Annotated in this window: 10 protein-coding genes and 1 pseudogene; 4 read left to right on the plus strand and 7 right to left on the minus strand. The window is 48.7% G+C overall.

Annotated features, from left to right (window positions below):
- The first annotated feature begins 24 nt into the window (after positions 1-24).
- Positions 25-1,797, plus strand: a complete 1,773-nt coding sequence (locus SC127_RS02270; RefSeq protein WP_243080049.1) for a GMC family oxidoreductase — start codon at positions 25-27, stop codon at positions 1,795-1,797.
- A 1-nt stretch (position 1,798) separates the two neighbouring features.
- Positions 1,799-3,109, plus strand: coding sequence for a c-type cytochrome (locus SC127_RS02275; RefSeq protein WP_332625012.1), 1,311 nt, complete (start codon positions 1,799-1,801; stop codon positions 3,107-3,109).
- A 202-nt stretch (positions 3,110-3,311) separates the two neighbouring features.
- Here the strand turns inward: SC127_RS02275 and SC127_RS02280 are convergent, their stop codons facing one another.
- The 7 genes and pseudogenes from SC127_RS02280 to SC127_RS02310 all read right to left on the minus strand — a co-directional run bounded on the left by SC127_RS02280 (position 3,312) and on the right by SC127_RS02310 (position 13,227).
- A complete protein-coding gene (locus SC127_RS02280; RefSeq protein WP_243080047.1) occupies positions 3,312-4,322 on the minus strand; it encodes a Gfo/Idh/MocA family protein in 1,011 nt (336 codons plus the stop codon).
- Positions 4,323-4,352: 30 nt separating this feature from the next.
- A complete protein-coding gene (locus SC127_RS02285; protein ID WP_332625015.1) occupies positions 4,353-5,174 on the minus strand; it encodes a TIM barrel protein in 822 nt (273 codons plus the stop codon).
- 136 nt (positions 5,175-5,310) lie between these two features.
- Positions 5,311-6,771 carry a sugar porter family MFS transporter gene (locus SC127_RS02290; protein ID WP_215845120.1) on the minus strand — a complete coding sequence of 487 codons (1,461 nt, stop codon included), beginning with the start codon at positions 6,769-6,771 and terminating at the stop codon, positions 5,311-5,313.
- 560 nt (positions 6,772-7,331) lie between these two features.
- Positions 7,332-7,496, minus strand: a pseudogene (locus SC127_RS02295) (transcriptional regulator); the annotation flags it as partial.
- A gap of 1,074 nt (positions 7,497-8,570) precedes the next feature.
- Positions 8,571-10,202: a phosphoenolpyruvate carboxykinase (ATP) gene (gene pckA / locus SC127_RS02300; protein WP_332625019.1), complete on the minus strand. Its 1,632-nt coding sequence runs from the start codon at positions 10,200-10,202 to the stop codon at positions 8,571-8,573.
- 178 nt (positions 10,203-10,380) lie between these two features.
- Positions 10,381-11,760, minus strand: coding sequence for an MFS transporter (locus tag SC127_RS02305; protein WP_332625021.1), 1,380 nt, complete (start codon positions 11,758-11,760; stop codon positions 10,381-10,383).
- 240 nt (positions 11,761-12,000) lie between these two features.
- Positions 12,001-13,227, minus strand: a complete 1,227-nt coding sequence (locus tag SC127_RS02310) for a LysR substrate-binding domain-containing protein (RefSeq protein WP_243080045.1) — start codon at positions 13,225-13,227, stop codon at positions 12,001-12,003.
- Positions 13,228-13,354: 127 nt separating this feature from the next.
- Here SC127_RS02310 and galB point away from each other — a divergent pair, with 127 nt between their 5' ends.
- Both galB and SC127_RS02320 read left to right on the plus strand, forming a co-directional pair.
- Positions 13,355-14,095, plus strand: a complete 741-nt coding sequence (gene galB, locus SC127_RS02315; RefSeq protein ID WP_332625024.1) for a 4-oxalmesaconate hydratase — start codon at positions 13,355-13,357, stop codon at positions 14,093-14,095.
- Complete coding sequence (locus tag SC127_RS02320; RefSeq protein ID WP_332625026.1) at positions 14,092-14,808, plus strand: 4-carboxy-4-hydroxy-2-oxoadipate aldolase/oxaloacetate decarboxylase; 717 nt, start codon at positions 14,092-14,094, stop codon at positions 14,806-14,808. Before galB ends, SC127_RS02320 begins: the two co-directional genes overlap by 4 nt.
- Position 14,809 lies beyond the last annotated feature (1 nt).

Raw genomic sequence — 14,809 nt, forward strand, 5'->3', positions numbered from 1 at the left:
TGTTGCGCAAGTACGAGTTTTAAAATGAAAAATATTCGACCAAAAGCTGACGTTGCCATCGTCGGCCTGGGATGGTGTGGCTCTTTAATCGCCGAAGAGTTAACACGTGCTGGTTTAAATGTCGTCGCTATTGAGCGCGGCCCATGGTTTGAAACCGCAACTGATTTTCCCCCTTCGATTGATACTGACGAACTGCGCTGGGATACCCGCCGCAGCATGCTACTGCCACCCGCAGTTGAAACCACAACGTTTCGCAATAACACAACGCAAACCGCACTGCCTTCCCGTGACTGGAACCTGAATGAGCTGGGATATAACGTTGGCGGTTCTGGAACACACTGGGCGGGCATGGCATGGCGCTTTACGCCTTTCGACTTTGAGCCCTACAGCCAAACTGTAAAGCGCTACGGTAAAAAGCAGATTGCTAAAGGCATCATTCTTCAGGACTGGGGAGTGACCTATGACGAGCTTGAACCATTCTATGATCGCTTTGAACGTATCGCAGGCGTTTCAGGTAAAGCGGGAAAACTCAACGGTGAAATTGTTCCAGACGGCAACCCATTTGAGGGCAACCGTAGCACTGAATATCCTTTGCCGCCGCTTGAAGGCATGCGCTTAACCGATATTTTTCGTGACGCGTCAAAATCTCTGGGCCTGAATCCCTTTATGGTTCCTGCAGGCCAGGCTTCACGCGCTTATGTGAACCCATTGGGTGTCAGGATGGGACCTTGTACCTATTGCGGTTATTGCCTCTACTATGGCTGCGGTAACTTCTCAAAATCCAGCCCTAATGCCTGTGTTATTCCGGCTTTAATGCAGCGTGAAAACTTCACCGTACTGACTGATTCCGCTGTAGTGCGTGTTAATAAATCTGCTGACGGCAAGACTGCTACTGGCGTGACTTATCTTGATAAAAATAAAAAAGAGTGGGATCAACCCGCTGACATCGTCATCCTTTCTGCCTTCCAGATGCAGAACGTCCGCCTGTTGCTTCTTTCTAAAATTGGTAAACCTTACGACCCTGTAAGCAAAACGGGTGTAGTAGGGCGAGCGTACAGCTTCCAGACGGTATCTGGTGCCAGCTTATTCTTCGAAGATGAAAACTTAAATCAGTACATCGGTGCTGGGGCACTTTCACAGCAAGTTGATGACTGGAACGGCGATAATTTCGATCACACCGGGATGGACTTCATTGGTGGTGCCGGCATTTTGGTTGTTGCACGTGGTGCCAGGCCCATAGGCAATGCTGATGTTCTTCCTCCGGGTACGCCGCGTTGGGGTAAAGAGTGGAAAAAGGCTTATACCCACGCGTTCCAGAATGGCACGTTCATCTTTGGGCAGGGCACCAGTTTCTCTCATGAGGATTACTACCTCGATCTCGACCCAGAATACAAAGATGATAACGGCAATCCGCTGCTGCGTGTCACTTTTGACTACAACGATAATGATCGTCTTTCCGCAAAGTTTATCGAAGAGAAAAGTGTCGAAATTGGTAAAGCGATGGGCGCAAAAATTGTTATTGGTACCAATTCCGCGTCAGGCCATTACTCACCGTATAACTTCGCAAGTGACCACACTATCGGCGGTGCAGTAATGGGCGTTGATCCTGAAACCAGCGTACTCAACCGCTATCAGCAAAGCTGGGATATGCACAACCTGTTTGTTCTGGGTGCCTCTTCTTTTCCAAACAATGCCGGATATAACCCGACGGGCACGATTGGCGCACTGAGCCTGTGGACGGCGAAAGCCATTATCGAACAGTACATGAAGAATCCCGGCCCGTTGGTAAAGGTGTGATATGAAAAAGACAACGATTGTCGCTGGGGTTGCTGTTGTAGCTGCCACCGTTGCTGCTGCTCTATTGTGGGAAAATGGTGATACGTCATCAGATAATGTTGCCAGCACTGACGTTTTAACCAGCCAGCCTCCCTCCGCCTCTGATGGCGAGTCAGTGGCGCGTGGTCGCTATGTGGCTGTTGCGGGAGATTGTATCGCCTGCCACACCGCGCCCGAAAGCAAGCAGCCATTTTCCGGTGGTTACTCAATCAGTACACCCTTTGGCGGTATCTATGCCAGCAACATCACCCCTGATGCAGAGACCGGCATTGGCAAGTGGACCGAACGCGATTTCTACCGTGCCGTTCGTCATGGCAAAGGTAAGGAAGGTGAAAACCTCTATCCAGCCATGCCTTATAATGCGTATGTAAAAATCAGCGATAAAGATATGCACGATCTCTGGATGTACATGCGGTCAGTCAAGCCAGTGAATTATAAAGTGCCAGAGACTAACCTGAGTTTTCCTTATAACATCCGTCTGGCAATGATGGGGTGGAACCTGCTGTTCTTCAAAAATCAGGGTTTTCAAATTGATACTGCAAAGTCCCAGATCTGGAACCGAGGCGCCTATTTAGTTGAAGGTCTGGAGCACTGTGCTGCATGCCATACAGCCAAAAATATCATTGGTGGTGATACCAGCGACTATCTACAAGGAAGTAACCTGGCCGAGTGGCATGCTCCCGACATCACCCCTAACACGTATACAGGCATTGGCCGCTGGAGCCAGGATCAAATCATCGATTACCTGAAGCTTGGCAGTAACCACGTTGCGGTAGCCTCTGGTCCTATGGCTGAAGCGGTAACAAATTCCACCCAACACCTGACAGATGAAGACCTGCGTGCGATTGCTGTCTATTTGAAAGCTGTTCCAGCTTCAAAGAATAAAGCGCCAGCGGCGTTATCAGTCAGTAATGCCCAAATGAAAATGGGTGAAAACGTTTATTCAGCTAACTGTACTGCCTGCCATAATAGTGATGGTAAAGGCATTCCAAACCTTGCAGCGAGCCTGGCAGGTAACTCAGGGTTGATGGCTGAAGATGCATCTTCCATTATCACAACGATTCTACAGGGTGGGCGTGGCGCGGTGACTGTCGGCAATCCTACCAGCGGTGCTATGCCAGCCTTTGACTGGAAATTATCAGATGAGCAGGTTGCAGCTGTCGCAACCTATCTGAGAAACAGTTGGGGTAATGCGGCAACGGCTGTCCCGGTAGAAGATGTTACCGAAAGCCGGAAGTTACTGAAGTTAAAACCGCAGGTGGCAGCGCATTAAGGTGACATGATGTCCTCAGATCAGGACGACGGATAAAGCCTGACTGGTTTGATAGGCTGAGGATTTTAAAGGGTTCATTCTGTTCATGAACCCTTTTTTAATACGCAAATTTAAGTGCGGACCCTGTTCCAATGAGCATTAAAAATGATATGGCGAGACCACGATAACCGCGGCCACGCCGTAAAGCCGAGTCATACTCTAATCAGGCATAAAAAGCAGGTTTCGGCGGCATCTTAACAGGCAGAATTTCACCTGAGTTCTGGGCTGCGACACAGGCATCTGCAGCAACAGCTGCGGCATAACCATCCCATGCCGAGGGTCCGGTCATTTCACCTGAAGCCACGTTATCAATGAAGTCCTGCAGCTCTACATCGTAGGCATCAATAAAGCGTTTTTTCCAGTCAGTGAGAATGGCTGTTGACAATTTTGCTGCGCTACGCGTTTGAACGGAGACGGGTTCTGGTAGGCGTGCAATACCTAATTCGCCAACAACTTCACACTGGATATCATAGCCATAATCGCAGTTCACGAAGATTTCGACATCAATGCGGGTTCCCCGGGTTGTTTCAAGCAGCACGATTTGTGGATCGCGTAAGTGTGATGAAGCATTGCGTGTTTTACGCGGGAAAATAACCTGCGCACTGACGTAATCGTCATTCAGTAGCCAACGCAGGACGTCAAGCTCATGGATTAAGGTATCGGTAATGGCCATGTCCGTGGTGTAAGCGTCACCAACGCTGGGATTACGATGCGCACAATGCAGCATTAATGGCTCACCAATATCTCCACGGGTGATTACCTCTTTCAGGGCACGGTATCCGCTGTCATAGGGGCGCATGAAGCCCACCTGTACCAACTTTTTACCTGCATTAATTTCAGCTTCAACGATGTTCAGACAACCTTGTGCCGTCACAGCAAGTGGCTTTTCACAGAATACTGGCTTACCTGCTTTGATACAGGCCAGCACAAACTCTTCATGGGTGGGCCCCCAGGATGTCACCAAGATAGCCTGGACAGCAGTATCGTTAATGAGATCATGCGCGTTGTCGTAAATTTGCGCATCAAGTCCTAATTCATTAATCACCTGTTCGCAGTTGCTGCGGTTTATATCGTTTAATGCCACTACGCGCGAGTTTTGAAGAACCTGACTGCAACGACGGATATGTTCACGTCCAATTGCGCCGGTTCCGATAACACCAATATTAATCGTCATAAGTTTATTTCCTGTCGTTGCTATATCAATTTATTGATTCAAGAAAAGAATGCTGTTCTTAATTTCACGAGCAATATCTTCTTCAGTCCATGAGTCCATAACAGATGAGAACGGTTCAAATGCGTAAATACCGCGATAGCCCATCTGCTCAAGCCTGTTTACCTGCTCTTTGGATTTAAGAAGATCGCCTTCACTAAGCATGATGCGTTCTTCATCAGTCAGGAGGTGAGTCGCACGCGTGTCAGTCACGCCAGACAGATGCACCAGGCCAATTTGGGTAATATCAATATCCTGCTCGAAGTCATTCTCAGCATCTTCGAAGAGATGATGATGGAAGGTATCTAAAACGAGTTTAAAGGGTACACCGGCTTGTTTAATCAGGGACTGGGCAACAGTGGCAGATCGTAAAGAGCTTTGAGGAAAGCCCAGCGGCTCAACCAATCCCTGAATGCCATATTCCGCAAACAAAGGCGCGAGCGTTTTCAATGCGGAAATCGTTTCGTCATCTGAGATCTGGGTACCGTCATTAAGCGGGCACAGCACCAGGGATTCGGCACCCACGTCACGTGCATCACTCAATAACTGACGAGTCCGACTCAGAACGTCATCATTCAACTGATTAAAGGGATACACTGCGTTGATCGTGATGATTTTTATGGCAGCTTTGTCGGCCATGTTCCTTACCGCATCGCCACCTTTACCGTCAGTCACGCTTCCGCCGTTCATATCGTTGCGAAGCTCAACTTTATTCAAACCAAGCTCTTTCACCAGCTCGAAAAAACGTTCAATACTGATGGACGGTGCTATTTTTCGGTTAATGCAGAAACGGTCATTAGTAATGTTGATAGACATAAGATATTCCTGAATGTTAATTCTTCAATAGAGGGCTAGTTTTGTATTTATCAATAATTTAAAACGCTAAGGTGTGTTTTTTTATCAGCATTTCGCAGGCTTGAGGCTAATTAAAAAATATATGCTTAACGCAGGGTTATATTTTATTCAGAGCAGGCTTTTTATGGTTATAAAGCTCATAGAAATAATGCTCCACTTGCTCAAGACTTCTTCCTTTTGTTTCTGGAATAAATCGTATGACGAAAACGCTACCTGCAATCCCAATAACAGCGAAAATTAAAAACGCGCCGGCAAGGCCGAATGCGGCTAGCAGCAAAGGAAACGCCATCGAAATAGCAAAGTTGGCGATCCAGAGTGAGAACACTGCGCCTCCCATGCATATTCCACGCATTCTGGCTGGGAATATCTCTGAAAGAAGTAACCAGGTAACGGGTGAAAGCGCACCCTGCTGGAAGCAGAGAAAAATTAGCATGCCAGTGAGCACCAGATAAGCACGAAGTAAGTTAACCTCGCCAAGATGATATTCAGGCATAAAGAAGCAAATGGCACCGATGAAGAACAGGCTACAGGTACAGCCAATCTGACCAATCAGCACGAGGGGACGCCGCCCAACCTTTCCAATTAGCCAGATACCCACCAGCGTCATAACAACCGATATGACACCATTGGAGATCGTAGCAAACAGAGCGGCATCATTACTCAGCCCAGCCGCGGTAAGCATGGTTGGAGCGTAATACATAATGGTGTTCACACCAGTAAGCTGCTGTATGGCGGCAATACCGACGCCGAGAAAGAATATCTTCATCAACCATGGCGTGGCTAAATCACGAAGACGACCTTTACCCTGTTGTCGGTTTTCCTCGATAGTCTCTTCTATTTCTTCCAGTTCCCACTCAACATCTTCAGCAGCACGCGTTTTTTCAAGTACCTTGCGTGCTTCATTTGAGTTCCCTTTCATTACGTGCCAGCGTGGACTCTCGGGCATAAAAATCATGCCGAGCCATAACAGAACGGCCGGTACGGTAGAAAGGGCGAGCATCCAACGCCAGGTATTTTCCCCACCCCATATATCATTGAATGTTGCGTTTGAGATGTAGGCGAGCAACTGCCCTGAAACGATCATCAACTCCTGAAGGGTAACAAGCTGGCCGCGTTTATTTGCCGGGGCAATTTCAGCGATGTAGACAGGCACGGTGGCGGCAGCACCACCCACGGCGAAGCCTAAAAATAGTCTTGAGGCAATCATCCATTGCACGTCTGGCGCAAAGGCTGAACCGACTGCACCCACCGCAAAAATAATCGCAAGAATGATGATGATACGTCTTCTTCCTACGCTGTCGGAAAAATGACCCGCAGCCAGCGCGCCAAACGCGGCTCCAAATAACAGGGAGCTCGTAACCAGGCCAGTTGTGAAGGGGGTGAGTTCTAAATCACCACGCATGAAAAGTAGAGCGCCGGAAACAACACCGGTATCGTAACCAAATAGCAGTCCGCCCAACGTGGCGACGATAGCGATGATCTTAACAAACGGCTCAGTACGGGTAGCGCTGTTAGGGCCAGATGCAGGATTCGACGAGATGTAGAGTTCTTTATCCATGAAACCTCCTGGTAAAAACGGCTAAGAAACATTTAAGAATGTTAAGTGGCGCTCACCCTACCGGTATTTATATTCCGAGTTAAATATTATATGAAATTTTACTTTCATTTTGTGAGCTCAAGCATTTCATAAACTTTATTTTGATGGGTTCACATCAATCACAAGTGTTGTCCGTGAATTGTTACCTTTCACTTATTATTGATATAGGCTTGCCGAGTTTTTATGAGGTATCCGGTTTTAATGAGCCAGATAGAAGCTACTTAAAATATTCAGATAAAGAGTGATGCGATCATGCATTTTTGATTAATTTAAAAAGTCCTCTAAAAAATCATCTATACACGCTTGATTGTTTTGATTTAACGATCTTCCGACAAAGATATTTGATACCAATTTTATGTGAATGCAAGAGTGTTAAATATAGTGTCTTAATTTTATAAGGTTCGGTTAATTCTACTGCGTTGCCGAAAGAAAGTAATTCCCATTGAGATCTTATAACTGGCAATAATATGTAAATCAGCGCATTCATAACACGATAATAAATATCATTCTTTAAATTTACGTTAAGCACTGTTCTCGGAGGTATAAATCACAAAATCTACTTTGCCCTCCGCGTAGGTATCCGGTTTCTCGCCTCCTTCCAGATGACGCAGCATGAGCTCTAGTGCCAGTTGAGCATGTTGCCGGGTATTTTGATCCAGTGTTAGCGCGATACTTTGCTGAGCCAGCAAAAATTCAGTATGACGCAGGAGCAACGCAATCTCGCTGGATCCCGGCCTCCTGAACAGAGGCTGCCCTACTGCAGCTAATCATTGAATTATGCGTTGTACTTCAGTACGCAATTTGAGATCAGCGATCTGTTTAGTGCGCGTGCGCTTGATACAATCATTGGCTGTGGTGTTGCAATAACGGCACCACGTGCGGCTTTCCACCAAGTTAATGCTGAAATCAGATATACGATCAGCGTCGCACAGTATTTAACCATTTCATTGGCGCAAGACAATAGCGCATCTTCGGATTCCCTCAATGCCAGGCGAAACCTGCATCACCATACTATTGTTTTACAATAAGTTACTGATGCTGAAATCGATGCAGTCAGGCAGCGACAGCATGAGTCCCTTCCCATTTTGACGGCCGTTAGTGCAACAGAAAAACGGGTCTGGAAACTGTAAGTTCATGCCGGGTTATTCTTGCAGAAAAAATGCATGGTAATGACGTTCTTAAGACTCCCCGCGACTACATACAGACTGCGCAGTGGCTGGAGAAGCTGCATCGACAGCGCGAAGCGGAAAATATCCCTGCAAAATAAGCAGGACTGAGATGAGTTACGCGACATCAAGCGACCCGATGACTCTGCGTGCTCATGGCAGTAGGCAAAGCGAGCGTAACGGAATGAACAGAATATCTGCATTGGCGGGTGCGGCAGCATTGGTAACTTATTTCAGGTTCATTATCAGAAGGCAAGCTGCGTTCATTTGTTGATGACCCCCCTATATAAATAAGGGGGTAAAAAGCCGATGTTGATGCAAGCGTTTTACTGAAGCATTGTATGTACCAACGTCACACGCATGCCATAAAACAGGGAACACGCTTGTACCCGGAAATAGAGCATGTGTTACTCGTGTATTTTGTCGGCAGGAGCAATGGACAGAAATCGCTGTTCGCATCAGGCCAGTGATTTAATCGAACCTCTAAAACCATCTTTGTTTGCATTATCGATGATGTTTAAACTGGCAAATCTGCTGCGCCAGCGAGCGTTTCCACCTGCTACTCTTTATGGCTGAATGCCACATAGTAGGCTTTTAACTTTCCTCACGTAAATCTGGTCCTGCAAAAGCCAGCAGTTTGCCCGCTTCTGTGTCACTGTATTGCTTAAAGTTATCAACAAAAAGCTGCGCCAGCTTGTTGGCTGCTTCCAGCCATTCCTTTTCCGAGTCCCAGCTGTTACGCGGATCGAGCAGGTTATTATCAACGCCCGGTATGTTGTCTGGTACAGAAAGATTAAAGACAGGAATTTCTTTATAAAGTGTATTGCTGACAGAACCGTTAAGGATGGCACTGATAATGTTGCGGGTGTTGGTGAGAGATAAACGCTCGCCTTTGCTGTTCCAGCCCGTGTTAACCAGCCAGGCTTGTGCGCTGGTGTCAGCCATTCTGGCTTCAAGCACGCTGGCATATTGTGTCGGATGAAGCAGCAGAAAGGCGGCGCCATAACAGGCTGAGAACGTTGGAGTAGGATGCGTAATACCTCTTTCTGTACCCGCCAATTTTGAGGTAAAGCCGGAAAGGAAATGGTACTGCATTTGCTCGCGGTTCAGACGCGATACCGGGGGTAATACGCCGAATGCATCGGCCGTCAAAAATATGATGTGCGCCGGGTGGCCTGCGTGTGAAACCGGACGGACAATATTGTCAATGTGCGAAAGTGGATAGGAAACGCGCGTATTTTCCGTTTTACGACCATCAGCGTAGTCCACGCTGCCGTCTTCTCTCACAACAACATTTTCCAGTAATGCTTCGTGACGAATGGCTTTATAAATTTCAGGCTCAGCTTGCTCGCTTAAATTAATCGTTTTTGCATAGCAGCCACCTTCGAAATTGAAGATTCCGTCATCATCCCAACCATGCTCATCATCACCGATAAGCTGACGTTCGGGATCGGTAGATAACGTCGTTTTCCCCGTTCCTGACAGACCAAAGAAAAGGGCCACATCGCCATTGGCACCTCGGTTGGCAGAACAGTGCATTGATGCAATGCCACGTTGGGGAAGAAGGTAATTCATAACGGAGAAAAGGCCTTTTTTCATTTCTCCGCCGTACCAGGTGCCGCCAATCAACTGGATCTTCTCTGACAGGTTAAAAGCGACAAAGTTTTCGGAGTTGAGGCCCTGAGCCTGCCAGTTTGCATTGGTACATTTGGAACCGTTTATTACCATGAAATCGGGGGTAAATTGCTCAATTTCTTCGGCATCAGGAGTAATAAACATATTTTTTACGAAATGGGCCTGCCAGGCAACTTCGGTAACAAAGCGCACAGCCAGTCGCGTAGCAGCACTCGCCCCGCACCACGCATCAATCACATACAGTTTTTTGCCTGAAAGTTGAGAGGCGACGAGCGATTTGAGTTCTGCCCAGACTTCAGGTGACAGCGGTTTATTGTCATTACGTCCCGTTCCGGAGTTAGCCCACCACAGGCTATCGCGCGTTGTATCATCCAGGACGATATATTTATCTTTAGGCGAGCGTCCGGTGAATTCGCCAGTGTCCACAGCAACTGCACCGGAAGTGGTCATCACTCCGCGCTCGTAGCCCTCCAGTTCTGCTGAAGTCTCATGCTCTATAAGAAGATCATAATTAGGGTTATAAATCACTTCTGCTGTTTCATTTATCCCAACTGACAAAAGTGTTTTTTCAACAGCCTGCTGAATATTCATATAATTTCTGTCCCATATACAGATGACGTCTTACTAAGATTTTTTTAAACAGAAGAATCACGTCCTATCAATTCTTTGCCGATCTTCTTGCTACTTGCTCGATTAACGAGAAATCCGATGACCAGAGTATGAGAAACCCTAATTCCACGAATAAGCTGAGCCATAAGAGCGGCTTCACTTATCGGTTATTCAACGTTTGCGACAGGGCCGGAATTTCACCAAGTCCTGCGCCTTTTACCTTCATGGATAGTTGAATATTGCGATGGAAAACGATGCTGATCGCGGCAAGCAGCGCGGGCAGGGCAAGAATAAAAAAGATGGCTGACTGGCCCGGGAAAGCCCCCATCAACAGACCACCCAGTGATGAGCTGAGGATAGCGCCAATACGACCTATCCCGTGCATCCAGCTTACGCCCGTCGCACGGATCTCGGTTGGGTAGTATGCAGGCGAGTAAACCTGCAGCCCATTTTGCGCGCCGTTAATGCACATGCCGGTGATAAAAATAATCACACCCAGCGCCACGCCACTCAGTCCAAAAAGACCTTGCGTAATGAGACAGACACAGCCGATTAAATACACCACGCCAATAACCCATTTCGCGCGCAGTTTATCCATCAGCGCACCAACAATGATGCCTCCCACCGGGCCACCTAGCTGGAACAAACCGGCAATAATGGCGGCTTGCTCCAGTGAAATACCGCCGGAACGCATGATGGTTGGCAACCAGCCATTCAGCAGATAAATAACGAACAGCCCCATAAAATAGGTCAGCCAGAGAATGATGGTGCCGCGCGCAAAGCCGTGACGAAACAACTCTGCAATGGTGCTGTTGCGCTTAATACTGGGAGAGTTAAGGATAAAGGCACTCTCATCAGTGAAATGTCCGCCCATACGGTTCAGCAGCGCGGCAATTTGCGCACGCGGAGCCTTGCGTACCACCAGATTCAGCGCCGATTCCGGTAACAGCCAGGCAATAACCGGCAGCATGATCAGCGGCAGCGCGCCACCGAAAATCAGCACGGCAGGCCAGTGATAATGAGCCAGTAGCCCGGCGGCGATAAATCCGCCCAGCCCCGAACCAATGTTAAAACCGCTGAACATCAACGTGATCATGATCCCTTTACGACGCTCGGGCATGTACTCCGACAATAGAGTCACGCAGTTCGGCATCACTGCGCCTAATCCTAATCCGGCAATAAAGCGCAACAGGGCCATTTGTGTGGGCGAAGCGGCATACGCACAGGCCAGGCTGAAAGCGGAGAAGATCAGCACCGACAGTAAAATGACCCGCTTCCGGCCATAGCGATCGGACATTGGCCCGGCAATCAGTGCACCCAGTGCCACGCCAAACATTGCCGCACCGAGAATCGGCCCCATTGCTGAGCGACTGATACCCCAGTGTTCAATCAGCGCCGGGGCAATAAAGCCCATTACGGCAGCGTCATAGCCGTCAAACATAATGATAATCAGGCACAGCACCAGTACGCGCCACTGAAAGGACGAGATGGGACGTACATCAATCCACTCTTTTACATTAACCAGGTTATTCGCTGTCATCGGGTACGCTCTCTTCTGTGCTACCTACGGCAGCTATCGTTGTGGTGAGAGAAAGGCAACAATCGAATAACACGTTAAGCGGGGTAAACAGCCATGTCTGTCAAAAAAGGCTTTTAGAGATATGAGTTAGCTTTATATTGTGATGCGTTTAACATTGTCGTTAGGTCATTAAAATGGCGCAAATGGGCATAAATATTGAAGCCTTGCGCCTGATACGTTTAGTGGATGTATGAGTTTCGTTTAGGTTGTGCGAGTCAGCGTCTCATCGATGCAGTCTAAGAGCGCTTTTGCCGCAGGAGAATGCAACGCCCCGCGACGAAAAGTCAGACCAATTTCACGGCGTGTGTCAGGCAGATTAAGCGCCAGAGGGGTAAGGATTTTAGCGCGTAATTCATACTCAAGCTGATGCGAAGAAACGGCTGCCACCATATCGGAATCAAGAAGTAGCCCGCGCACTATCGCCAAATCTCCGCTTTCCACTACCGGTTGTGGGGCAGACATGCCTAACGTTTTAAAGGCACGGTCCAGTAAATGTCGTGCGGGTGAGTTATCGCGCGGCAGGATCCACTGTGTCAGCTTCAGGTTATCTGGGGTTAAGGGTCGGCCAGCCAGCGGATGCTGCGGCCGTGCCAGTAAAATAAGTTCTTCATCGAATAAAAGCTGATTTTGAATATCCGGCACCGCGTCGTGCTGACGCAGTGCGCCAAGAATAAAATCAATATCGCCAGCGCGTAATTCAGTGATCAGCGCGCTAAAGGCGCTTTCATTGGTCACTATTTTGATACCGGGATAGCGCGTCACTAGTCGGGTAATGGCCAGAGGCAACACGCTGCTGCGGCAAAGCGGCAGCGCGCCGACATGTACTGTGCCGGTAAGGATCCCTTGCTGAGCAGCGAGATCTTCAGGTATATGCCGCATCTCGTTCAATGCGCGACTGATAAACGGGGCGATTTCTCGTCCGGCGGGCGTAGGCATCATGCCTTTGGGCGTGCGCTGAAACAGCGTTAATCCTGCTCCTTTTTCCAGTACTTTCAATGCTGCGCTGACAGCCGGCTGGCTAATACCGATTGATGTTGCCACGCTCTGAGTGTGATGGAGCTTGAACAGTTCAAGAAAAATTTGTAGCCGTCTCAGATTGAATAGCCAGATCGGCTCAGCCTCTTCACGACCGTTGTCACGCTGTTTCAATTTGCTGAGTACCGAGGGGATCAGGTGCAATTCCTGTATAGCGCGCTTGGCTCTCGGCAGAACACATTTTCCCATTTCCGTCAGCATCATGCCGCTTGCGTGACGCTCGAATAACGGCGTGTTTAAAGTGTGTTCAAGGTCACGAATTGATCGGGTGATTGCCGACTGGGTACGAAATAATTTGTTCGCAGCCTCGGATACAGTTCCACGTTCAGCGATCATACAAAAAGAGCGTATTTGCATGATTTTTAACTGATTTTCTTCATTAGCCTTTTTCATTTTTATCGCCGAGAGTTTGAGGTCTGAATCACAACATAAATAAAAGTCATAACTGACGCAATGAAAGGCATTACCCGCACGTTAGACCGCATGTCAGGATGAAAAAAACAGCAAAATGCAGGATGACATGATGGAAAAGATCGCAAAAAAGAGTGCTTTAGTCGTCAGTGCCCACTCCGCTGATTTCGTCTGGCGTGCAGGTGGCGCGATTGCGTTGCATGCCTCTCAGGGTTACGACGTGCATGTGGTATGCCTTTCCTATGGTGAGCGCGGCGAATCAGCAAAGTTGTGGCGCAAAGGCAATATGACTGAAGCAATCGTGAAGCAGAGTCGACAAGAAGAAGCCGAAGCTGCGGCCAAGATTCTCGGGGCAAGCATTGAATTCTTTGATCTTGGCGATTATCCACTACGTGCAGATAAAGAAACGCTGTTCCGCCTTGCAGACGTGTTCCGTAAAGTCCAACCGCACTTTGTTCTGACTCATTCAGTGAATGACCCCTATAACTACGATCATCCGCTGGCCGCTAACCTGACTCAGGAAGCCCGCATCATTGCGCAGGCCGAAGGTTATCGTCCCGGTGAAACCATTATCGGTGCACCTCCGGTTTACTGCTTTGAGCCACACCAGCCGGAGCAGTGCAACTGGAAACCCGATGTTCTCCTGGATATTACGTCGGTCTGGGATAAAAAATATGCCGCCATCCAGTGCATGGCGGGGCAGGAGCACCTCTGGGAATACTATACGCGCGTGGCATTACAACGTGGTGTACAGGCTAAGCGTAACGTAGGGATCACCTCATCTAAAGTGATTAGCCACGGCGAGGGCTATCAGAGCCTGTTTCCGCGCGTAACGGAGGATTTGTCATGAGCATCGTGAATAAAAAAGGTGTAGTCGTGAGAAATATTGAGCGCGCCGAGTCCGAGCTGGTCGCACAATTTGCACGCTATGGCGTGGCGACTACACATGAAGCGCAGGGACGAAGTGGCCTGCTTGATGTTCGTGTGCGCCCGGTTCAGCAAAACCGCACGGTCGCGGGCAGCGCCGTGACCGTGCTGGTCTCACCCGGTGATAACTGGATGTTCCACGTTGCAGTAGAACAGTGTCAGCCGGGCGATATTTTACTGGTAGCGCCGACCTCAGATTGTCATGACGGTTTTTTTGGCGATTTGCTGGCAACGTCATTGCAGGCGCGTGGTGTGGTCGCTCTGGTAGGCGATATCGGTATCCGTGACAGCCAGACGTTGCGTGACATGAATTTTCCCGTCTGGTCGCGAGCTGTTTATGCGCAGGGTACGGTGAAAGAGACATTAGGCTCGGTAAATGTGCCGGTAGTCTGTGCCGGGCAACTGGTCAGTCCGGGCGACATCGTGGTGGCCGATGATGATGGCGTGGTCATTGTGCCGCGTGAGCAGGCTGAGGCAGTTAGTGCTGCGGCACAAAAACGCGTTGATGCGGAAGAAGGCAAACGTCAGCGACTCGCCGCCGGTGAGTTGGGTCTGGATATTTATCAGATGCGGCCAGCGTTAGCTGAGAAAGGGCTGCGCTATGTGAATTCCCTTGATGAACTGAAGAAGGGCTGAC

The sequence above is a fragment of the Pantoea sp. T14 genome, assembly GCF_036663535.1.
GTDB classification, from domain to species: domain Bacteria; phylum Pseudomonadota; class Gammaproteobacteria; order Enterobacterales; family Enterobacteriaceae; genus Pantoea; species Pantoea phytostimulans.